The sequence below is a fragment of the Pseudomonas fluorescens genome (assembly GCF_902497775.2).
Taxonomy (GTDB): domain Bacteria; phylum Pseudomonadota; class Gammaproteobacteria; order Pseudomonadales; family Pseudomonadaceae; genus Aquipseudomonas; species Aquipseudomonas putida_F.
The window spans coordinates 5,407,343-5,427,533 of the sequence record NZ_OZ024668.1; the positions used below are offsets into that span (position 1 = coordinate 5,407,343).

19 protein-coding genes are annotated in these 20,191 nt (G+C 59.5%); 13 read left to right on the plus strand and 6 right to left on the minus strand.

Going from position 1 to position 20,191, the window contains the following annotated elements:
- Positions 1–163 precede the first annotated feature (163 nt).
- Both F8N82_RS24870 and glmS read left to right on the plus strand, forming a co-directional pair.
- Positions 164–943 (plus strand): DeoR/GlpR family DNA-binding transcription regulator, encoded by a 780-nt coding sequence (locus F8N82_RS24870; RefSeq protein ID WP_038997920.1) that lies wholly within the window; start codon positions 164–166, stop codon positions 941–943.
- The gene (gene glmS, locus F8N82_RS24875; RefSeq protein ID WP_038997921.1) at positions 943–2,778 is read left to right on the plus strand and encodes a glutamine--fructose-6-phosphate transaminase (isomerizing); all 1,836 of its coding nucleotides are present in this window, start codon (positions 943–945) and stop codon (positions 2,776–2,778) included. Before F8N82_RS24870 ends, glmS begins: the two co-directional genes overlap by 1 nt.
- 266 nt (positions 2,779–3,044) lie before the next feature.
- Here the strand turns inward: glmS and F8N82_RS24880 are convergent, their stop codons facing one another.
- Positions 3,045–3,848: an AraC family transcriptional regulator gene (locus F8N82_RS24880; protein ID WP_038997936.1), complete on the minus strand. Its 804-nt coding sequence runs from the start codon at positions 3,846–3,848 to the stop codon at positions 3,045–3,047.
- 109 nt (positions 3,849–3,957) lie between these two features.
- On the opposite strand from F8N82_RS24880, the gene F8N82_RS24885 reads away from it, so the two are divergent.
- From F8N82_RS24885 to hcnC, 6 genes are all read left to right on the plus strand, one after another.
- Positions 3,958–4,146 carry a DUF1656 domain-containing protein gene (locus F8N82_RS24885; protein ID WP_038997937.1) on the plus strand — a complete coding sequence of 63 codons (189 nt, stop codon included), beginning with the start codon at positions 3,958–3,960 and terminating at the stop codon, positions 4,144–4,146.
- Positions 4,147–4,156: 10 nt separating this feature from the next.
- Positions 4,157–5,068, plus strand: coding sequence for an efflux RND transporter periplasmic adaptor subunit (locus F8N82_RS24890; protein ID WP_038997939.1), 912 nt, complete (start codon positions 4,157–4,159; stop codon positions 5,066–5,068).
- Positions 5,068–7,077 carry an FUSC family protein gene (locus tag F8N82_RS24895; RefSeq protein ID WP_038997940.1) on the plus strand — a complete coding sequence of 670 codons (2,010 nt, stop codon included), beginning with the start codon at positions 5,068–5,070 and terminating at the stop codon, positions 7,075–7,077. The genes F8N82_RS24890 and F8N82_RS24895 overlap by 1 nt, the downstream gene beginning before the upstream one ends.
- A 485-nt stretch (positions 7,078–7,562) precedes the next feature.
- The gene (hcnA, locus tag F8N82_RS24900; protein ID WP_038997941.1) at positions 7,563–7,877 is read left to right on the plus strand and encodes a cyanide-forming glycine dehydrogenase subunit HcnA; all 315 of its coding nucleotides are present in this window, start codon (positions 7,563–7,565) and stop codon (positions 7,875–7,877) included.
- Positions 7,874–9,268, plus strand: coding sequence for a cyanide-forming glycine dehydrogenase subunit HcnB (gene hcnB / locus F8N82_RS24905; protein ID WP_038997942.1), 1,395 nt, complete (start codon positions 7,874–7,876; stop codon positions 9,266–9,268). Before hcnA ends, hcnB begins: the two co-directional genes overlap by 4 nt.
- A gap of 3 nt (positions 9,269–9,271) precedes the next feature.
- A complete protein-coding gene (gene hcnC / locus F8N82_RS24910) occupies positions 9,272–10,528 on the plus strand; it encodes a cyanide-forming glycine dehydrogenase subunit HcnC (RefSeq protein ID WP_095162517.1) in 1,257 nt (418 codons plus the stop codon).
- A gap of 102 nt (positions 10,529–10,630) precedes the next feature.
- On the opposite strand, the gene lpdA is transcribed toward hcnC, so the two are convergent.
- Entirely contained in the window at positions 10,631–12,031 is a 1,401-nt protein-coding gene (lpdA, locus tag F8N82_RS24915) for a dihydrolipoyl dehydrogenase (RefSeq protein ID WP_038997944.1), read from the minus strand.
- Positions 12,032–12,240: 209 nt separating this feature from the next.
- Here lpdA and cfaB point away from each other — a divergent pair, with 209 nt between their 5' ends.
- Positions 12,241–13,425, plus strand: a complete 1,185-nt coding sequence (cfaB, locus tag F8N82_RS24920; RefSeq protein WP_038997945.1) for a C17 cyclopropane fatty acid synthase CfaB — start codon at positions 12,241–12,243, stop codon at positions 13,423–13,425.
- A gap of 6 nt (positions 13,426–13,431) precedes the next feature.
- Here cfaB and cls read toward each other — a convergent pair whose 3' ends face one another.
- Positions 13,432–14,871 carry a cardiolipin synthase gene (gene cls / locus F8N82_RS24925; protein WP_038997946.1) on the minus strand — a complete coding sequence of 480 codons (1,440 nt, stop codon included), beginning with the start codon at positions 14,869–14,871 and terminating at the stop codon, positions 13,432–13,434.
- Positions 14,872–14,998: 127 nt separating this feature from the next.
- Between cls and F8N82_RS24930 the strand changes: the two genes are divergently transcribed.
- Positions 14,999–15,526: a DUF3617 domain-containing protein gene (locus tag F8N82_RS24930; RefSeq protein WP_038997947.1), complete on the plus strand. Its 528-nt coding sequence runs from the start codon at positions 14,999–15,001 to the stop codon at positions 15,524–15,526.
- A gap of 6 nt (positions 15,527–15,532) precedes the next feature.
- Here F8N82_RS24930 and folE2 read toward each other — a convergent pair whose 3' ends face one another.
- A complete protein-coding gene (gene folE2 / locus F8N82_RS24935; RefSeq protein ID WP_038997948.1) occupies positions 15,533–16,420 on the minus strand; it encodes a GTP cyclohydrolase FolE2 in 888 nt (295 codons plus the stop codon).
- A 24-nt stretch (positions 16,421–16,444) separates the two neighbouring features.
- Positions 16,445–16,831, minus strand: a complete 387-nt coding sequence (locus F8N82_RS24940) for a glutamine synthetase (protein ID WP_095162518.1) — start codon at positions 16,829–16,831, stop codon at positions 16,445–16,447.
- Positions 16,832–16,950: 119 nt separating this feature from the next.
- Here F8N82_RS24940 and zigA point away from each other — a divergent pair, with 119 nt between their 5' ends.
- From zigA to F8N82_RS24955, 3 genes are read left to right on the plus strand one after another with little or no spacing between them, the layout of a single operon-like run.
- On the plus strand, positions 16,951–18,159 hold the full coding sequence (zigA, locus tag F8N82_RS24945) for a zinc metallochaperone GTPase ZigA (protein WP_038997949.1): 1,209 nt from the start codon (positions 16,951–16,953) through the stop codon (positions 18,157–18,159).
- Positions 18,159–18,767: a DUF1826 domain-containing protein gene (locus tag F8N82_RS24950; protein ID WP_038997950.1), complete on the plus strand. Its 609-nt coding sequence runs from the start codon at positions 18,159–18,161 to the stop codon at positions 18,765–18,767. The genes zigA and F8N82_RS24950 overlap by 1 nt, the downstream gene beginning before the upstream one ends.
- A gap of 42 nt (positions 18,768–18,809) precedes the next feature.
- The gene (locus F8N82_RS24955) at positions 18,810–19,781 is read left to right on the plus strand and encodes a CobW family GTP-binding protein (protein ID WP_038997951.1); all 972 of its coding nucleotides are present in this window, start codon (positions 18,810–18,812) and stop codon (positions 19,779–19,781) included.
- Here the strand turns inward: F8N82_RS24955 and F8N82_RS24960 are convergent.
- Positions 19,778–20,170: a DUF3301 domain-containing protein gene (locus F8N82_RS24960; RefSeq protein WP_038997952.1), complete on the minus strand. Its 393-nt coding sequence runs from the start codon at positions 20,168–20,170 to the stop codon at positions 19,778–19,780. The two genes, F8N82_RS24955 and F8N82_RS24960, sit on opposite strands and share 4 nt — an antisense overlap.
- Positions 20,171–20,191 lie beyond the last annotated feature (21 nt).

Sequence of the window (20,191 nt, forward strand, 5' to 3'; positions counted from 1 at the left end):
CGACGAGTTTGTGCATAAGTCGGCCTTTTTCATTCTGTGGATAAAAACATTCCGGTCGAGCAAGTTATTCACAGCGAGAATTTTTTCCCGGCGTTCTTGACGCACCGGCCGCTATAGGTTTTGATTGGCATCATTATCTTTCGAATCGAAACTTAAAGACGCCATGTCGAAACGTAACACCCCCCAACGACGCCATAACATCCTGGCTTTGCTCAATGAGCAGGGCGAGGTGAGCGTCGACGCCCTGGCCAAGCGTTTCGAAACTTCCGAAGTGACCATTCGCAAGGATCTGGCTGCCCTCGAAGCCAACGGCCTGCTGTTGCGCCGCTATGGTGGCGCAGTGACCCTGCCGCAGGAGCTGTTCACCGATCAGGGCCAGCCAGTCTCCCTCTATAAGCAGGCCATCGCCAAGGCTGCTGTGGGGCGTATCCGCGAACACGCACGCATCATCATCGACAGTGGCAGTACCACCGCGGCGATGATCCCGGAGCTGGGTCATCAACCCGGTCTGGTGGTCATGACCAACTCGTTGAATGTGGCCCGCGCTCTCAGCGAGCTGGAACACGAGCCGGTGCTGTTGATGACCGGCGGCACCTGGGACCCGCATTCGGAATCGTTCCAGGGCCAGGTGGCCGAGCAGGTACTACGCTCATACGACTTCGACCAACTGTTCATTGGCGCCGATGGCATCGACCTGGCGCGCGGCACCACCACGTTCAACGAACTACTGGGCCTGAGCCGGGTGATGGCTGAAGTCGCCCGGGAAGTGATCGTCATGGTCGAGTCCGACAAGGTCGGGCGCAAGATCCCCAACCTTGAGCTGCCTTGGGGCAGCGTCAACACCCTTATTACTGATGAGCGCTTGCCCCATGAGGCACGCGTACAAATTGAAGACCGCGGCATCAACGTGATTTGCGCCGCTATCACCCAGGAGCATGACTAATGTGTGGAATCGTTGGTGCCGTCGCCGAACGTAACATCACAACCATTCTGATCGAAGGCCTCAAGCGTCTCGAGTACCGCGGCTATGACAGCGCAGGTCTGGCCGTCTTCACCCAGCAGGGCAACCTTGAGCGCCGCCGCCGTATCGGCAAGGTCAGCGAGCTGGAAGCCGCTGTTGCCGCTGAGCCGCTGGCCGGCAACCTGGGTATTGCCCACACTCGCTGGGCTACCCACGGGGCGCCAACCGAGCACAATGCCCACCCGCATTTCTCCGGCCATGAACTGGCGGTGGTGCACAACGGCATTATCGAGAACCACGAAGAGCTGCGCGAAAAGCTCAAGGGCCTGGGCTACGTATTCAGTTCGCAAACCGACACCGAGGTGATCGTTCACCTGCTGGCACACACCCTCAAATCCCTGCCGGACCTGGCCGATGCCCTCAAGGCCACCGTCAAGCAACTGCACGGTGCCTATGGTCTGGCCGTGATCAGCGCCAAGCAGCCTGACCGCTTGCTGGCCGCCCGCAGCGGCAGCCCGCTGGTGATCGGCCTGGGCCACGGCGAGAACTTCCTGGCCTCCGACCAGTTGGCGCTGCGCCAGGTCACCGACCGCTTCATGTACCTGGAAGAGGGCGACATCGCCGAAATCCGCCGCGACCAGGTCAGCATCTGGGACGTCGCCGGTACTCAGGTTCTGCGCGAAACCGTGCAATACCACGAAGGTGCCGAAGCCGCTGACAAGGGCGCCTACCGTCATTTCATGCTCAAGGAAATCCACGAGCAGCCAACCGTGGTGCAACGTACCCTGGAAGGCCGCCTGGGCAAGGACCACGTCATGGTCCAGGCCTTCGGCCCGCAAGCTGCCGAGCTGTTCGCCAAGGTGCGCAATGTGCAGATTGTTGCCTGCGGCACCAGCTACCACGCTGGTATGGTTGCCCGTTACTGGCTGGAAAGCCTGGCCGGTATCCCTTGCCAGGTCGAAGTCGCCAGCGAGTTCCGCTACCGCAAGGTAGTGGTGCAGCCCGACACCCTGTTCGTCTCGATCTCGCAGTCGGGTGAAACCGCCGACACCCTGGCAGCCCTGCGCAACGCCAAGGAGCTAGGCTTCCTCGGCAGCCTGGCGATCTGCAACGTGGGCATCAGCTCGCTGGTGCGCGAGTCGGACCTGACCCTGCTGACCCAGGCCGGCCCGGAAATCGGCGTGGCCTCGACCAAGGCCTTCACCACCCAGCTGGTCTCGCTGATGCTGCTGACCCTGTCCCTGGGCCAGGTGCGCGGTACCCTGGCCGCCGGTGTCGAAGCCGAGCTGGTCGAAGAACTGCGCCGCCTGCCAACCCGTCTGGGTGAAGCCCTGGCCATGGACTCGATCGTCGAGAAGACAGCCGAGCTGTTCGCCGACAAGCACCACACCCTGTTCCTGGGTCGCGGTGCACAGTTCCCGGTGGCCATGGAAGGTGCGCTGAAACTCAAAGAGATCTCCTACATCCACGCCGAAGCCTACCCGGCCGGCGAGCTCAAGCACGGCCCGCTGGCGCTGGTCGACAGCGACATGCCAGTGGTCACTGTGGCGCCGAACAACGAGCTGCTGGAAAAGCTCAAGTCCAACCTGCAGGAAGTGCGCGCCCGCGGCGGTGAGCTGATCGTCTTCGCCGACGAGCAAGCTGGCATGAGCAATGGCGAAGGCACCCACGTAATCGCCGTGCCGCATATCATCGATGCCCTGGCGCCGATCCTCTACACCATCCCGCTGCAACTGCTGTCGTACTACGTAGCAGTGCTCAAGGGCACCGACGTCGACCAGCCGCGTAACCTGGCGAAATCGGTGACTGTTGAATAACGATTGCTGCGGTTGAGCCCGGATAGTTTCTGAGAATTAAAACTGTCGCTCCGCAATAAAAACTGTCGCTGAGGAAGGGAGCCGCCACTGGCTCCCTTCTTCGACGAGCTCTTCCTATCTCCTGTTGCGCCTGCCGCAACCCTGGTTCGACTCTCGTCCACGCCTTTGCAAATTCAGCCCGATGAATCGCTCGTTTCGTACGTCAGACGTAACCTGCATGGCACGTAGCCGGCCATGTCACCGTCACGCTGCTTTAGCCTTTTATGTTATCTCAGTTTTTGACTCACGATCGCTTCACGAACGTAGCGAGCTGGTGAGTTTCCAAGCGTCTTGCGAAACATGCTGATGAACGAACTGACAGACTCATAACCCAACGCTTCGGCGGTACTCTGCACCGATGCGCCCTCGACCAAGTGCTGCAAAGCAACGATAATCTGCCACTGCTTACGCCAATGTCCGAAGGTAAGGCCCGTCTCGCTTTTGATCAGCCGCGCAAGTGTCCGCTCACTCATGGCAACCCTGTCTGCCCATTCGGCCACTGTCACCCGACTAGCAGGGGCCTCAGCCAAGACGCTAGCAATCTGCCGCACTTGCGGGCTCTTCGGAAGCGGTAGATAAAATCGCTCAGCAGGTGCTTGTTCCAGGAGCTCAAGTAGCACCCCAGCAAGCCGTGCAATTTGGCCATCGGCTGGATAATCTCTAGGGCAGCCTGCCAGATACAAAACCAACTCCAGGATGAGTGGGCTCAATGCCAGGGTGCAGCAATGCTCCGGAAGCTGAGCGATGCCAGGCTCTATGAACAGCAAGCAGATCTTGCCGTTGGCCGTAACGCGGTTGCTATGAACCGTTCCACTTGGAACCCATACACCAAAGCCTGGCGGCACCATCCATAAGCCATCTTCGATGGTGCACACGTTTCCCCCCTTCAATGCCACGATCAGTTGGCCCTTCCGATGCTGGTGGACAGGTACCTCAGTGTCGTTTTGTTGAGACTCGATCATCAAGGCCACGGCCGGCTGCACAAGTGAATCAGGATCATGAAGATCTAGAGGGAAAGCGGTCGTAGCCATAAAGTGCCACCTCTGTCTGAATTTGATTATTTATTGTCTTAATAGTCCATATCGGAATCAAGCTGCTTTTCCTACGATGCACTGACTTGGCCAGCAACAGGTGCGATCCATGCTCAGCGAGTTCTCCATTGCCAACGTGTACTTCCCTCCACTGTTCATCTACCTGCTGGTAGCAACGGTGCTCTATCTCATCTTGGAAAGGATGACGCGACGTTGGTTGGACCTGATGTGGCATCCAAACCTGCTCCGATTCTTCCTTTCGGTGTCCTTGCTTTCTTTGCTGGTCATCAAACTCTGAAGAGGCGTCGATGAATTACGTAGTGAGATTGTTCAAGTTCCTGGCCACCCTGGTTATTGGTGCCTTTTCACTCTATTTCTGCCTATCACTTTGGAATACTTATGTACTGGCACCATGGACCCGAGATGGCCGCATTAGTGCTCAGGTCATCCGAATCGCTCCCGAGGTATCGGGCAGCATCGAGAGGGTTTGGGTCGGTGATAACCAGTGGGTGAAGAAAGGTGATCTGATGTACAGCATCGATGCTCGAAGTTATGTCCTGGCAGCCGATCAAAAAGCCGCCGAGCTGGCCGAATTCAAGGAAGTGTTCCAGCAGCGCAACGAAGAGCTACGCCGCCGGAGGCTGCTTGTAGGTGTAGTGCCCAAGGAAGAGATCGATAACGCTGTACGCTCCAGTGCAATCGCCAAAGCTCGGCTGAACGCTGCACAGACCCAGTTGGCACATGCCCAACTAGAACTACAACGTACCAAGATCTTTGCGCCCGTAGATGGCTACGTCACCCAACTGCGTTTGCAACCCGGTGATTATGCCGTTGCAGGTGGTACCAACATGTTCGTTGTCGACAGCAAGAGTTTCTGGGTCACCGGTTATTTCGAGGAGACCAAACTCACAAACATCCCTCTCGGAGCCAATGCCAAGGTCAAGCTCATGGGCTTCTCGCCACTGCTCTCCGGTCATGTGTCGAGCATAGGACGGGGAATCTCCGATACCAATGAAGTCCGGGCGGAGAACGGTTTACCTCAGGTGAGCCCGACGTTCAGCTGGATTCGACTGGCCCAGAGATTGCCGGTGCGCATTGAAATTGACCACATCCCGGAGGGCGTGGAGCTTGTAGCAGGCATGACAGCAAGCATTGAGGTGGACCAGCCTGATGCACGAAACCATCGGCGTCTGACTCATTGGCTCCAGGAGTTTCTGTAATGGGCGCCGCAGCTATAGGTAAACGGTTTGGCGTATTGCCGTTGCCCTTCACTCCTTCTACAAGCCTGTATGTCTTACGCAGTTGCATGGCAGCAGCCCTGGCATTATCCGTAGGTCTCTACCTGCATCTGGACTCCCCATTCTCTGCGGCCTCTACTGTGCTCCTGCTGGTCAATCCCGTCCAGGGAGCTGTGGTTGGCAAAGGTCTGCATCGTATCGCCGGCACACTGGTGGGTGCAGTAGCCGCATTCGTTCTGGTGGCTTGTTTCGCCCAACAAATGATCCTGTTGATATTGGGCATTGGGATATGGCTTGGGCTATGTGTAGCCGCTATGTCTGTGGTCCGGCATTACTACGCAACAACCGCCGTAGTGGCCGGCTACACCGTTTGCCTGGCGTTGGGGCCAGCCATCGTCGAACCTCAGATCAGCTTTGAACACATTGTCTCCCGTGCCACTGCGGTGGTGGTCGGGGCTATTAGTCTGACTCTGGTTACCGTTCTCTTCAGTCGCAAGAAAGTCGAGGCTCGCATACGCGACACAGTGATCAGCTTATGTGTCAAGGCCGCAGCGTTGATTGCAGGGAAATACGCCCAACCTGCAGATGAGCAGGCGCATCGCAAACGTCTTGTCCTCGCGGCAGAGATCAACAAGGTGGACGATCTCCTCGGCCTGGGTCGAGGCGAATCTTGGGTCATCAGTGACAATTTGAAAGCCATCAGGTCTGGCTCGGCTTACCTGCAATCGGCACTGCTGGAACATGAGTTGCCTGCCGACTTGTCCGTACTGGAATCAACAGAAGCAGTTTCAGCAACCGGTCATCAGCTTGCTTCGGTAAGCACGGCATTAAGCGAGCGCTCTCTGAGCCTGTCAGAGGCCAAGGTCCGAGTTCGAAACATTCGTGACGAGCTAGCGAGCAAAATAGCTTCAACTCTCCATGCCAGTCATCCAGAGCAACGTACCCTCCTTGCGTTCAGGCGCTTGGACGAGCAGTTGGAAGAGTTCGCTTTGGCACTGGAAGGCTTCTCTTCCCTAGAGAAAGAAACTGCTCATGTTCATCGCCCATTTCGCTTTCATCGCAATTACGCAGACGGCCTGCGCAATGGGATCAGAGCCCTGCTGGCAACTTTGCTGGCAGGTGCTGTCTGGTACATAAGTGGCTGGGACCAGGGCCCTACTCTGCTGGCAGTTCTGGGGCCCTACTGCACACTGATCGCTGCAATACCCACCCCAGAAAAAGGGACCGAAAGCTTTCTACGTGGGACGCTGTATGCGATTCCCGCAGCGCTCGCTTGCAAGTTCCTCATCCTGCCGCAGATCAATGGTCTGCCACTGCTCCTGGTCAGCCTGAGCCTTTTCTGGTCGTTCGGCATTCACGCGACTACATTGCCTTCCCGCGCCTTTCAAGGGGTAGCTTTTCTGATCGCCTTCAACACATTGGTTTCTACCACTCTCGTACCCGCCTATGACTTCAACGACTTCGCGAACCAGTCAGCCTCATGGATCATCGCTTTGGGTATCTGTCTGCTTGCGTACCAGCTACTGCCCAAACGAAATGACAGGAATTTCAATAGGCTAGTTGGAGCGCTTCATCGCGAGACTCTGATATTGCTTCGACAGGGTGCCGCCGTTAGTGATCACTCATGGCAGGTACGCCAGCAACACCGGCTCGCCTCGTTGGCCGCACTGGCACCAGGAACACTCGATAACCAACAGCAAGACGAATACCTGGGCAGGTTGTCACTGCAACTAGCGCGTGAACTGAGACGGGTGCATGCCGACCTGAAGCATCTTGACCCTCAAGCCCCGATCACGCAGCTCATCGGAGCTGGTCTGAACCGCCTCGCTCGCTACCCGCAAAGCTACCCCCACATGATCCGTCAATCACACCGAACCGCAAATTCATTGCGCCGACTAGGCGCGATGTATTTCGCTGCGATCTTCGATGATTTGGCTTGGTTGTTGGAACAGTACGGACACGTTCAAAGTAAAAAAGTGAGGTCCTTATGAAACTGGTTAGCTCAATTCTGCTTGCTCTCATACTCCTGAGCTCGCTTAGCCATGCATCAGATGGTGCAGAAGCATTGGAACGATGGCACCAACGCTTCAGAGAGGAGCACATTCACGACAAAGGTCAGACCGAGAAGAAGCCCCTTGCGCAATCGACTTCGAACACTAGTAAAAAAACAGACTGACCAGCGCCTCTTCCTGTAATCCAAAACGATCACGGAAGTACTCTGCTACAGAAGCTTATCGCGGTTCGAACAGACACAACGTGCTCCTCCCTTGTGCATTCAAATCGTCTTAACCTTGGGTCATCTTGGGTGCGACAGCTTTAATTCTCTAAATTCACCAGAACCCCCGACTTTCGGGGGTTTTGTGTTTTTGTCGGTTTGTCCGGCAAGCAGACCCATTAGCTGGCCTGGATCAATAGTCCAGGCGCGCGCTTGGCATAGTGTGCGCAGTCCACGTTTCTTTTTCACGGACGAAAAGCTATGCAGACTCTGGAGCGAAAGCTTGATATCCAGCCCCTGTCGCGGGCGGACATGACCATCGAACTCAACGGCCAGGCAGTCGCTGTCGCCGCCGGTGAAACCGTGCTCAGCGTGCTCAACGCCGTGGGCCTGCGCCAGGTGGCGCGCAACGACCATGATCAACTGACCGGCGCCTTCTGCGGCATGGGCGTGTGCCATTGCTGCCTGGTATCGATCAATGGCCGGCCCAAGCGCCGCGCCTGCCAGACCGTGGTGCAGCCGGGTATGCAGGTTGAAACCGGGACCAATCGTTTTGCCGGGCAGGAGGCACCATGAGCTTGCGTCCAGTGATTGTCGGGGGTGGTTCAGCGGGTATGGCGGCAGCAATCGAGCTGGCCAACCACGGTGTCTCCAGCCTGTTATTCGATGAAGCCTCGCGCCCGGGTGGCGTGGTGTTTCGCGGGCCGCTACGCAGCGGTGTCGACCTGGGGTACCTGGGCGCCCGCTACAGCAAGGCGCTGAAGAAACTGCACAAGGATTTTGCTGCCTGCGGCGATCATATCGACCTGCGCCTGAACAGCCGCGTGGTCGGTGGCGACGAGCAGCGCCTGATGGTGCTCGATGCCGAAGAAACCCTGCACGAAATCGACTATTCCCACCTGCTGCTGTCGGCCGGTTGCCACGAGCGCAACGTGCCTTTTGCCGGTTGGACCTTGCCAGGCGTGATGCTGCTTGGCGGGCTGCAACTGCAGATCAAGAGTGGCGTGGTCAAACCCCTGGGCAGTACCGTAATCGCCGGTACCGGGCCATTGCTGCCGCTGGTGGCCTGCCAGCTGCACGCGGCCGGGGCGAAAGTTGCCGGTGTGTATGAAGCGTGCCCGTTCAGCAAGATTGCCCGCGAAAGCCTGGCGCTGATGAACAAGCCGCAGCTGTTTCTCGATGGCCTGAGCATGCTCGGCTACATGAAGCTCAATGGCATCCCCATGTACTACGGCTGGGGCGTTGTCGAGGCCAAGGGTGAGGGCGAGCTGGCTGAAGTGACGGTGGCACCCTACGGTGAAGACTGGCAACCGGACCTTTCCCGCGCCCAGCGCGAATCGGCGCAAACTTTGGCGGTGGGCTACGGGTTTATCCCGCGTACGCAACTCAGCCAGCAACTGGGCCTGGACCACGGCTTCAACGAAGACGGCTACCTGCGCGCGGAATGCAACGTCTGGCAGCAAAGCAGCCAGCCCCATATCCATCTGGCCGGCGACATGGGCGGCATCCGCGGGGGTGAGGCAGCGATGCTCACCGGGCGAATCGCCGCCGTTTCGATCCTGCTCCAGCGTGAAGTACTAAACGCCGAACAGGCCATCGAATTGCGCGAGAAATACCTCGGCCAGCTGGCGGCGATCAAGCGTTTTCGCGCCGGGGTAGAGCGCTACACCCACCGCGGTACCAAGCAAATCGACCTGCCGCAGCCGGACACGGTGATCTGCCGTTGCGAGCACGTCACTCGCAGCGATATCGATCGCGCCCTGGAGCAGGGCGTCGAAGACATGGCCGGGCTGAAGATGCGCACCCGGGTGAGCATGGGCGATTGTCAGGGGCGCATGTGTGTCGGCTATTGCAGCGACCGCCTGCGCGAAGCCACCGGACGCGCCGATGTCGGTTGGCTGCGCCCGCGTTTCCCGATCGACCCGATTCCATTCTCTGCATTCCAGCAACTCGGCACGGAAGCCTGAAGCATGAACAGAACCTATGATGTGGTCATCGCCGGTGGCGGTGTGATCGGTGCCTCCTGCGCCTACCAGCTGTCCAAACGCAAGAACCTGAAGATCGCCCTGATCGATGCCAAGCGCCCGGGCAACGCCACCCGCGCTTCGGCGGGCGGCCTGTGGGCAATCGGTGAATCCGTGGGGCTGGGCTGCGGGGTGATCTTCTTTCGCATGATGTCGGCCAAGCACAAGCGCGAGGCCCATGGCGCGGCAGTGGCGGTGGATTCGAGCACGCCGCACATCCTGCCGCAGTCGTTTTTCGACTTTGCCTTGCAGTCCAATGCACTTTATCCACAGCTGCACCGCGAGCTGATCGAACGCCACGGAATGGACTTCAAGTTCGAACGCACGGGCCTCAAGTACGTGATCTACGACGATGAAGACCGCCTCTACGCCGAACACATCGTCGCGCAGATTCCGCACCTGGCCGACCAGGTGCGCTGGCTCGACCGCGATGCTCTGCGCCAGGCAGAACCTGCGGTCAGCCATCAGGCCCATGGCGCCCTGGAGTTCCTTTGCGATCACCAGGTCAGCCCGTTCCGCCTGGCCGATTCGTACATGGAAGCGGCGCGCCAGAATGGCGTCGACCTGTTCCACAACACCAACATCACCGGTGTGCTGCACCAGGGCTCGCGGGTCAGCGGTGTGCAAACCGCAGAGGAGGGCACCTTCCACTGCGATACCCTGATCAACGCCGCTGGCGCCTGGGCCGCAGACCTGAGCGAATGGGCCACTGGCCTGCGGATTCCGGTCAAGCCGGTCAAAGGCCAGATCATCCTTACCGAGCGCATGCCCAAGCTGCTGCAAGGCTGCCTGACCACCAGCGACTGCTACATGGCGCAGAAGGACAACGGCGAAATCCTGATCGGCAGCACCACCGAAGACAAAGGCTTCGACGTCAGCAACACCTTCCCGGAAATCAACGGCCTGGTTCAGGGCGCGGTGCGCTGTGTGCCGGAGCTGGCGCAGATCAACCTCAAGCGCACCTGGGCCGGCTTGCGTCCGGGTTCGCCGGACGAGTTGCCGATTCTGGGACCGGTACCCGAAGTCAGCGGTTACCTGAATGCCTGTGGACACTTTCGCACCGGCATCCTCACCTCGGCCATCACTGGGGTGCTGATCGACAAGGTTGTGCATCAGGAAACCCTGCCACTGGATATCACCCCGTTCCTGGCCGAGCGTTTTGACTTGCTGGCTGTGGAAAACAAGCAGGCGGCCCTGGCCTGATTGTGGATAAACCGGCCTTCAGCACTGAAGGCCGGTTTTCATCTGTTCCACCAAACTCAAGCATTGCCTGACCCCTGGCGACGGGCGCCACAGGCTGATTGATCAGATCTGCATGGCTTTGCCGTCAACGTTCATCGCTGCCTGGCGCAGGGCTTCGGAGCGGGTCGGGTGTGGGTGGCAGGTGAGGGCGATGTCTTCGGCCGAGGCGCTGAACTCCATGGCCACGCAGTATTCGCCGATCATCTCGCTGACGCTCGGGCCAACCAAATGCACGCCCAGCACTTCGTCGGTACGGGCGTCCGCCAGGACCTTGGCGAAGCCTTCGGTCTCGTGGTTGATCTTGGCCCGGCTGTTGGCGCTGAAGGGGAACTTGCCGACCTTGTATTCGCGGCCTTCGGCCTTGAGCTGCTCTTCGGTCTTGCCGACGCTGGCCAGCTCCGGACGGGTGTAGATGACGGCCGGGATCAGGTTGTAATTGACCTCGTGGGCCTTGCCGGCAATCTGCTCGATGCAGGAGACGGCTTCGTCCTCGGCTTTGTGCGCGAGCATCGCCCCAGAAGTGACATCGCCAATCACCCAGACCCCCGGCACGTTGGTGCGGTGGTGCTGGTTGGCGAGCATGCCGCGCTTGTCGGTCTCAAGGCCGACGCTCTCCAGGCCAAGGCCCTCGGTGTACGGACGCCGGCCAATGGCGACCAGTACGTAGTCGGCTTCGAGGGTTTCGGCGCTGCCGCCTGCGGCAGGCTCCAGGCTCAGGCTCACCCCTTGCGCCGAGGCGCTGGCCTGGGTGACCTTGCTGCCCAGCTTGAACTTCATGCCTTGCTTGGCCAGGGAGCGTTGCAGGGTTTTCGCCGCTTCTTCATCAGTACCGGGGCAGATGCGATCAAGGTACTCGACCACGGTCACCTGGCTGCCCAGGCGGCGCCACACCGAGCCCAGCTCCAGGCCGATGACCCCGGCACCGATCACCACCAGGTGCTTGGGTACTTCACTCAGGGCCAGGGCGCCGGTGGAGTCGATGATGCGTTGGTTGTCGATGGTCACGCCTGGCAGCGGGGTCGGCTCGGAGCCGGTAGCGATGACAATGTCCTTGGCTTGCAGCTCAGTAACGGTGCCCTGGTCGTCGGTGACCTTGACCCGGCCGAGGCCATCTAGTTTGCCCCAACCCTTGATCCAGTCGACCTTGTTCTTGCGAAACAGGAACTCGATGCCCTTGGTCAGGCCGCTGACGCTCTCATCCTTCTGCTTCATCATCTGCGCAAGGTTGAGGGTGGGTTCGACTTCAATGCCGAGGCTGGCGAACTCGCTGCCAACCGCCGCCTCGTAAAGCTCGGAGGCATGCAGCAAGGCCTTGGACGGCATGCAACCAACGTTCAGGCAGGTGCCGCCGAGGGTCGAGCGGCCTTCAACGCAGGCCACGCTCAAGCCAAGTTGGCCGGCACGAATAGCTGCGTTGTAGCCGCCGGGCCCACCGCCGATGATCACTACATCATAGGTTTTCATTGTTGTACTCCAGGATGAAGAATCGACAATGGCGCCAAGACTAATCTGCAAAACACTTGATTGTATACAATGAATCGCCGCTTCCAGCGGGCGTCGCGAGGTCTGGAACGGGGGAGATAGGCTCAGACTATGGTCTGCATTAGCTGAAACTTTCCGTAGATGAACTACCCTTTTTGGCAGACGTCCGATGAAAAAAGGAGGCTCATTTCATGCTTGCGCAACTTCCACCTGTTCTGCAAAGCCTGCGACTGCCACTGCGGTTGAAGCTCTGGGATGGGCATGCGTTCGACCTGGGGCCCAAGCCGCAGGTGACCATCCTGGTCAAGGACCCGCAGCTGATCACTCAGTTGACCCATCCAAGCCTGGATGAACTGGGTGCGGCGTTCGTCGAAGGCAAGCTGGAACTGGAGGGCTCCATCAGCGAGGTGATCCGCGTCTGTGATGAGCTCAGCGTGGCCTTGCTCAAGGATGAAGAAGACGATCAGCCGCTGCGTACCGAGCATGACAAGGCGACCGACGCGGCAGCGATCTCCTACCATTACGACCTGTCCAACGCCTTCTACCAGCTGTGGCTGGATAGCGACATGGCTTACTCCTGCGCCTATTTCAAATCGCCGACCAATACCCTCGAGCAAGCCCAGCAGAACAAGTTCGAGCACCTGTGCCGCAAGTTGCGCCTGAAGAAGGGTGACTACCTGCTCGATGTCGGTTGTGGTTGGGGCGGGCTGGCGCGCTATGCGGCCAGAGAGTTCGGCGCGAAGGTGTTCGGCATCACTCTGAGTAAAGAGCAGCTCAAGTTGGGCCGTGAACGGATCAAGGCCGATGGCCTGCAAGGGCAGGTGGAGCTGCAGATTCTCGATTACCGTGACCTGCCCCAGGACGGCCGCTTTGACAAGGTCGTGAGTGTCGGTATGTTCGAGCACGTCGGCCACGCCAACCTGGCGCTATATTGCCAGCGCCTGTTCGGGGCGGTACGCGAAGGTGGCCTGGTGATGAACCACGGTATTACCGCCAAACATACCGACGGGCGACCCGTCGGGCGGGGTGCGGGCAGTTTCATCGAGCGCTACGTGTTCCCCCATGGCGAGCTGCCGCACCTGTCGATGATCAGTGCGCGGATCAGTGAAGCGGGCCTGGAAATCGTCGACGTCGAAAGCCTGCGCCTGCATTACGCGCGCACCCTCGAGCACTGGAGCAACCGTCTCGAAGCGCAATTGGACAAGGCAGGCACGCTGGTGCCGGAGAAGGCCCTGCGCATCTGGCGCTTGTACCTGGCCGGCTGCTCCTATGCCTTTGCCAAGGGCTGGATCAACCTGCACCAGATCCTGGCGGTGAAGCCTTTCGCCGATGGTAGCCATGACCTGCCGCTGACCCGCGAAGACTTCTACCGCTAAGACCGTTTACAGAATCGGCGAAATCAGCCGGGCGATACGCATCCCCAGCTGCTGCAGGCGATGCGTATCGCGGGTGTCTTCGGTGGTGATTTCCCGCGCCCGGTCGAAGTCATGACTGAGCATCGCTTCGACCTGATCGGCAAATTCGCGGTCGACGGTCAGCAGCATGATCTCGAAGTTGAGGCGGAACGAACGGTTGTCGAGGTTGGCGCTGCCGATGGCGCTGATCTCGTTATCGATCAGTACTACCTTCTGATGCAGGAACCCCGGCTCGAAACGAAACATCCGCACCCCGGCGCGTACCGCCTCGAAGGCAAACAGGCTGGAGGCGGCGTAGACGATGCGATGGTCCGGGCGTGAAGGAATCAGGATGCGCACATCCACCCCGCGCAATACCGCCAGGCGCAGGGCTGCGAACACGGCTTCGTCGGGGATGAAGTAGGGGCTGGTAATCCACAGGCGTTCACGTGCCGAGTGGATGGCTTCGACGAAGAACAGCGAACAGGTTTCCTGCGGGTCGGCCGGTCCGCTGGCCAGTACCTGGCAGAGTACGCCGTCTTCCGGGTAGGTGTCTGGCAGGATCAACGGCGGCAGTTTTCTCGACGCCCAGAACCAGTCTTCAGCGAACGACTCCTGCAGGCAGGCCAGCACCGGTCCGCTGACCTGGACGTGCGTATCGCGCCAAGGCGACAGTTTGGGATTGCCGCCCAGGTACTCATCGCCAACGTTATGCCCGCCAAGAAACCCCAACAGGCCATCGACCACGACGATTTTGCGGTGGTTGCGGAAGTTGACCTGGAAGCGGTTGAACCAGCCACGGCGAGTGGCGAAGGCGCGGATGTTGACGCCGCCTTCGCGCAGCTTCTGGCTGTAGGCCGAAGGTAGGGCGTGACTGCCGACTCTGTCATAGAGCACGTAGACCTTCACGCCTTCAGCGGCTTTTTTCAGCAGCAGGGTTTGCAGTTGCCGGCCCAGGTCATCGTCATGAATGATGAAGAACTGCACCAGCACCGTGTCGCGTGCGCTGGCGATGGCGCGGAAGATCGCATCGAAGGTGGCCTTGCCGTCGATCAGCAAGCGCACCTGGTTGTTGGCCAGGCACGGCATGCGCCCCAGCTTGGGCATCGCCCGCAGTGCACCATAGGATTCCGAGTTACGTGCAGCCAGAGCTTCTTCGACCCAGGGCCGCCAGTTGAGATCGGCCATGGCCACGTGCATCTCGCGGTTGGCCTGGCGCCGCGCCTGGATGTACGCATCGAAGGTGCGACTGCCGAACACCAGGTAAGGGATGAGGGTGAAGTAGGGGATGAACAGCAACGACAATGCCCAGGCAATTGCCCCCTGGGCCGTGCGCACGGTGAACACCGCGTGCAAGGCGGCGATTGCACCCAGCAGGTGAATCACACCAATGAGGTAACCGAAGAAGTAGGGGCTGTGGTAATCCATACGCATCCTGCTGTCCGAAGGCTCTGCCCCTAACAGAGCATGTTCATGCCAGCACTTGCAACCGAAAGCACAAATTGACGTCTAAGCTGTGTTCCAGCTTGGGGCTGGAGTTTCGAGGAGTCATTACATGAAAAATCGTCTGCCGCTGCTGGCACTGATGCTGGGTCTGGCAAGCCCGTTGGTGCAAGCGCAGATGTTGCAACCTGGCCTGTGGGAGTTGACCACCAGCAACATGCAGGTCGATGGCAAGCCGCTTCCGGATATGGGCTTCATGCTCGGCCAGCTGAAAAACCTGCCGCCGGAACAACGGGCAATGATTGAGGGTGGCCTGGCCAAGCAGGGTATCAGCGTGGCCGGTCAGGGGGTACGTTCCTGCCTGACGCCTGAGCAGGTGAAAACCAACGACATCCCGCTGCAGGATCCCAAGTCCGGGTGTGGCCAGAAGATTACCGAGCGTAACGGCAATGTCTGGAAGTTCACCTTCAGTTGCCCGAAAGCCCAAGGCAACGGTGAAGCCACCTTCCTCAGCGACCGCGAGTTTCTGACCAAGGTCAACGGCACCTTCAATGCCTCCGGTGTACAGCAGCAGGGCAGCATGAACACCCGTGCGGTGTGGCTGGGCAATGATTGCGGTACGGTCAAACCGCGAACCTGACGCGCCTCACCACCGCCATTGGCTATGGGCGACTGCGTCGTGGGCATGCAAGCTTTCGGCATGTTCCACGCGCAGGTTGAAACCGCCGAGCCAAGGCAGGTTCTTCAAGGCCATATTCAAGCGTCGCGCGGCATCCTCACAGAACATCAGATTTTGCCCATTGGCCAAGGCAAAAGCCTGTTCATCAGCGCGCTTCACCGCAGTTTGCACCGCAGTGCCCAAGGATTTTTCGGCCTGGTTGATCAGCGCTGCTATCGGCAGTTCGTCAACACCTGGACGCAGACGAACCTGCAGCTTTGCCACACTGCGCTGACTGTGAGGCGTGGCGACAATACCCTGGGCACTGCCCAGCCAACTCAAGACAGCTTCATGGCTCAAGCTGCGATTGCCAAAGTCGGTAATGAATTGCTGCTGAATCAGCTGCCGGGCCAAGGCTGCTGAGCAGGGACAGGTGGAGGAATACTCCACATCGACAAATAGTTCCACGTGGAACACTCCGTCTTTTATCTGCGCGTTCAAGGTCACCGGGTAGGCTTTCCAACCTGCCAACGGACTGATCAGGGCAGGGCGTTTTAGCATCAGTTCGAATCGCAGGGTCAAGAAGGCGCTGGCGGAAAGGCCGACGTGACTGTTGAGAAAATGCTCCAGGACGCTATGCACTAACGCAGGACTCAGCCCTTGGTGTTCCAGCGCTTCCAGCGCCAAATACAAGCGTGACATGTGAATGCCCCGGGATGCGCCGTCATCAAGGCTGACACCGGCGTCGGCCCTTGCACACAAAATCTGCCCGTCGATCTGTAGCGGCAGGGCAATGTCACACATGCCTACCCAATCCAATGGCAACTGGGAGTTGGTGGCTTGGGCAGCAATGTCAGGAAGGGTGAAAGCGCTCATCAGTGGTTCACTTTTCAAGGAAGACTATTGGCAGCCGCTCAGGCGATTGCAGCGCAGATTGAAACGCTGCCCAGTGGAGCTGGACACACTGTTCAAGGTGGTCCAGCCCACACGCCGGCTGTAACCGACCCAGGTTTCGCCGTTGCTCGCCACGCCTGTGTAGAAGGTCAGCTGACCATAGCGGCTGTTGGTTTGCGCCCACAGCCTGCGACCTTCCATTTCAAAGCCGCGCAGATAGGTCGTGCTGCCCTGGGTTTGCACGCTGTAGTAATTGCCTTGCGCATCGCTACAGGCAAGCAGGGTTGCGCTGCGGGAGCAGAGCGCCAGGCCGTTGCTCAGGGGCGCACCGTTCGCGCCGGCGCACTCACACAGCAGCAACGTAGCGAAGGCAAACAAGCAACGCGATTTCATCTTTGAGGTCGGCCTTTGGTCATGTTCTGAGCGAAGTGGGTTGGCGAGATTGTATTGTTATAATATAACATTGCGCAATGCATCGTTCGAATGCACTCGCCCCGATGAGGATTGCCCCCATGCCCAACCGTCTTCCCGTCACCGTGCTCTCCGGCTTTTTGGGTGCCGGCAAAAGCACGCTGCTCAATCACGTGCTGAAAAATCGCGACAACCTGCGGGTCGCGGTCATCGTCAACGATATGAGTGAAATCAACATTGATGCCAGTGAGGTCCAGCGCAACGTCAGCCTCAACCGCGCTGAAGAGAAACTGGTGGAGATGAGCAACGGCTGCATCTGCTGCACCTTGCGTGAGGACCTGCTCGAAGAGGTCGCACGCTTGGCCCGCGAGGGGCGTTTCGATTACCTGCTGATTGAATCCACCGGCATCTCCGAGCCGCTGCCGGTCGCCGAGACCTTTACCTTTCGTGATGAACAAGGCCGCAGCCTGGCCGATCAGGCGCGCCTGGACACCATGGTCACCGTGGTCGATGGCTTGAACTTTCTGCCTGATTATCAGGCCGCCGAAAGCCTGGCCAGCCGCGGCGAAACCCTTGGTGACGAAGATGAGCGTTCGATCAGTGACCTGCTGATCGAACAGGTGGAGTTCGCCGATGTGATTCTGCTGAGCAAGATCGACCTGATCAGCAGTGCCGAGCGCGAAGAACTCTGCGCGATCCTGCGCAGCCTTAACGGCCAGGCGCAAATCGTACCGATGGTCATGGGTCAGGTACCTCTGCAGCAGATCCTCAATACCGGCCTGTTCGACTTCGAGCGCGCCGCCCAGGCGCCCGGCTGGTTGCAGGAATTGCGTGGGGAGCACGTGCCGGAAACCGAGGAATACGGGATTGCCGCGACCACCTGGCAAGCGCGTCGACCCCTGCATCCGCAGCGCTTTTTCGACTTTATCCACAAGCCCTGGGACAACGGCCGGCTGCTGCGTTCCAAAGGGTTCTTCTGGCTGGCCAGCAAGCACCAGGATGCCGGCAGTTGGTCGCAGGCCGGCGGCATGATGCGCCATGGCTTTGCCGGGCACTGGTGGCGCTTTGTGCCACGCGAGCACTGGCCACAGGATGAACAGAGCAGCGCAGCCATCTTCAAGAACTGGAGCGCCGAATGTGGCGATTGCCGCCAGGAGCTGGTGTTTATCGGGCAGAACATCGACTTCGCCCGGCTGGATGCCGAACTCTCGGCTTGCCTGCTCAATGATGCAGAAATGGCCGCGGGCGCTAACAGCTGGCGGCACCTGCCCGACCCGTTTGGCCCCTGGTTCGATGAGGACGCGGCGTGATGCGCCAGGCTTTCGGCGAAACCCCTCAGGTACTTACCGAGGCGTTGCAGGATGGCGTCAACCTCGCGGTGTGGCAGCGGCGCCTGCCGGTGCAGATCGACGATTTTGCCCAGTTGGTGTTGTCGCTGAACCAACCGTTGGGTGAGAGCCAGGTTATCGAGCTGGATGAGCAGCAACAGCTACCGGATCTGAGTGGCTTGCTGGGCGGTTATGCCGACCTGGAAGGCCACGTGGCGTTTGCTACCGACGTTGCCTGGCTGGTGGCCGCCTATGCTTGCCTGCTCGATGCCCGGCGTGTTGGCCTGCGTCTGCAGGCACTGGGTAACGCTATGTGCCCGCGGTTTCATGTCGATCACGTCCCCCTGCGTTTGTTGAGCACTTACGCCGGCCCGGGCAGTGAATGGCTGGAAGAAGGCGCAATCGACCGCTCGCAGCTCGCCCGGGAGCAACCGCACGCCAGTGCAATCCGCCAGCTGGCTATGGGTGAGGTGGCCTTGCTCAAGGGCGAAAAATGGCTCGGCAATCAGGGCGCCGGACTGGTCCATCGCTCGCCGGCACTGGCGAACGGCGAGCGTCGTCTGATCCTGAGCCTTGACTGGATGGCCTGATATAACGGCATAGTGGTGAAAATTTCAGGCACTCTCCGTCTCATGTTGCAGAACATTCCTACCTACATGATTGCCGGCCCGCTCGGTGCCGGCAAGACCAGCCTGATTCGCCAGTTGCTGGCGCAGCGGCCCGCCGATGAGCGTTGGGCGGTGCTGATCAACGAGTTCGGCCAGATCGGCCTGGATGCAGCGCTGCTGGCTAGCGATGACGATGGGATTGCCCTGGGTGAAGTGGCCGGTGGTTGCCTGTGTTGCGTCAACGGCATGCCGTTCCAGGTTGGCCTGGGTCGTCTGCTGCGCAAGGCCAGGCCACATCGGCTGTTCATCGAACCGTCCGGGTTGGGCCATCCATTGCAGTTGCTGGAGCAACTGCGTTTGCCGCCTTGGCAGGGCGTGTTGGCGGTCCAACCGGCGGTGCTGGTGCTGGATGCCGAGCAACTGGCTGCAGGTGTTGCCCTGCCTGAAGCACAGCAATCGACACTGGCCAGCGCCGGGCTGTTGGTGCTGAACAAATCTGCCGGGTTGAACGCGCAACAGCGCTTGTGGATAACTTCTCGGCTGGCGAATTCTCGCCTGTACTGGACCGATTTCGGGCAACTCCCCTTGTCCAATGTGCCTGTGGAAAGTGCTTCAACAGTACTTCCCTGCGCTGTGGATAAACTTGCGATGGCCAATGATTACGGGGTTGTCAGCAGCCTGTGGACAACTCCTCAGCAGCCGATTTGCAGCACTCAGCAGGCGGCGGAAGGTTGGAGCATAGGGTGGCGCTGGCACCCGAGTCAGGTGTTTGATCAAGCCCGGCTGGAGCTTTTTCTGAAGGGGCTGGGCTGGCGCCGGGCCAAGGCAGTTATCCACAGCCCGGGCGGCTGGCAGTCGCTTAACGCCCTGGCTGGGCAGCCTTCATTACTGTGGAGCAGCAGTGAATGGCGTCGCGACTCGCGGCTGGAGCTGATCTTCGCCGAGCCGCAGGACCCTGAACCGCTAAAACAGGCCATGCTGGCCTGCCGCGTCTAGTTGCGCCAGCGGTTGTGATCCTGGCGCCACTGGTTCATTTCGACGACGTTGTCATGGTGTTGCGGCGTCTTGATTTCGAACGGGTAGGGCGCCAGTTCGATCTGCATGGTGTGGGCGCCGAACTGGGTGACGGTGCCGGGGTGGCGCTGTTCGCCCGTCACGGTGAATTCGAAGTTATACACCCGGGCCAGGCGTTTGTGGCCGTTGGCATCGCGAACAAAACCGATGCGCTTGAGCGCGACATTGCCATCGAGCAGTTCCAGGTCGAGCTTGGCGCAGTGCTGCTTGACCCGTTCCAGAGCCTTTTCACGCAAGCCGTGGTTATGCCACAACCAAGCGCCTGCCGTGGCCAGCAGCATCAGCACGCAGAGATTTCCCAGGGTCAACATTTACATATGCTCCAACGAAGT

Bases quoted from the DNA above. Each gene is read 5' to 3' on its own strand.
- F8N82_RS24870 (WP_038997920.1), top strand. From the start codon at position 164: ATGTCGAAACGTAACACCCCCCAACGACGCCATAACATCCTGGCTTTG.
- glmS (WP_038997921.1), top strand. From the start codon at position 943: ATGTGTGGAATCGTTGGTGCCGTCGCCGAACGTAACATCACAACCATT.
- F8N82_RS24880 (WP_038997936.1), bottom strand. From the start codon at position 3,848: ATGGCTACGACCGCTTTCCCTCTAGATCTTCATGATCCTGATTCACTT.
- F8N82_RS24885 (WP_038997937.1), top strand. From the start codon at position 3,958: ATGCTCAGCGAGTTCTCCATTGCCAACGTGTACTTCCCTCCACTGTTC.
- F8N82_RS24890 (WP_038997939.1), top strand. From the start codon at position 4,157: ATGAATTACGTAGTGAGATTGTTCAAGTTCCTGGCCACCCTGGTTATT.
- F8N82_RS24895 (WP_038997940.1), top strand. From the start codon at position 5,068: ATGGGCGCCGCAGCTATAGGTAAACGGTTTGGCGTATTGCCGTTGCCC.
- hcnA (WP_038997941.1), top strand. From the start codon at position 7,563: ATGCAGACTCTGGAGCGAAAGCTTGATATCCAGCCCCTGTCGCGGGCG.
- hcnB (WP_038997942.1), top strand. From the start codon at position 7,874: ATGAGCTTGCGTCCAGTGATTGTCGGGGGTGGTTCAGCGGGTATGGCG.
- hcnC (WP_095162517.1), top strand. From the start codon at position 9,272: ATGAACAGAACCTATGATGTGGTCATCGCCGGTGGCGGTGTGATCGGT.
- lpdA (WP_038997944.1), bottom strand. From the start codon at position 12,031: ATGAAAACCTATGATGTAGTGATCATCGGCGGTGGGCCCGGCGGCTAC.
- cfaB (WP_038997945.1), top strand. From the start codon at position 12,241: ATGCTTGCGCAACTTCCACCTGTTCTGCAAAGCCTGCGACTGCCACTG.
- cls (WP_038997946.1), bottom strand. From the start codon at position 14,871: ATGGATTACCACAGCCCCTACTTCTTCGGTTACCTCATTGGTGTGATT.
- F8N82_RS24930 (WP_038997947.1), top strand. From the start codon at position 14,999: ATGAAAAATCGTCTGCCGCTGCTGGCACTGATGCTGGGTCTGGCAAGC.
- folE2 (WP_038997948.1), bottom strand. From the start codon at position 16,420: ATGAGCGCTTTCACCCTTCCTGACATTGCTGCCCAAGCCACCAACTCC.
- F8N82_RS24940 (WP_095162518.1), bottom strand. From the start codon at position 16,831: ATGAAATCGCGTTGCTTGTTTGCCTTCGCTACGTTGCTGCTGTGTGAG.
- zigA (WP_038997949.1), top strand. From the start codon at position 16,951: ATGCCCAACCGTCTTCCCGTCACCGTGCTCTCCGGCTTTTTGGGTGCC.
- F8N82_RS24950 (WP_038997950.1), top strand. From the start codon at position 18,159: ATGCGCCAGGCTTTCGGCGAAACCCCTCAGGTACTTACCGAGGCGTTG.
- F8N82_RS24955 (WP_038997951.1), top strand. From the start codon at position 18,810: ATGTTGCAGAACATTCCTACCTACATGATTGCCGGCCCGCTCGGTGCC.
- F8N82_RS24960 (WP_038997952.1), bottom strand. From the start codon at position 20,170: ATGTTGACCCTGGGAAATCTCTGCGTGCTGATGCTGCTGGCCACGGCA.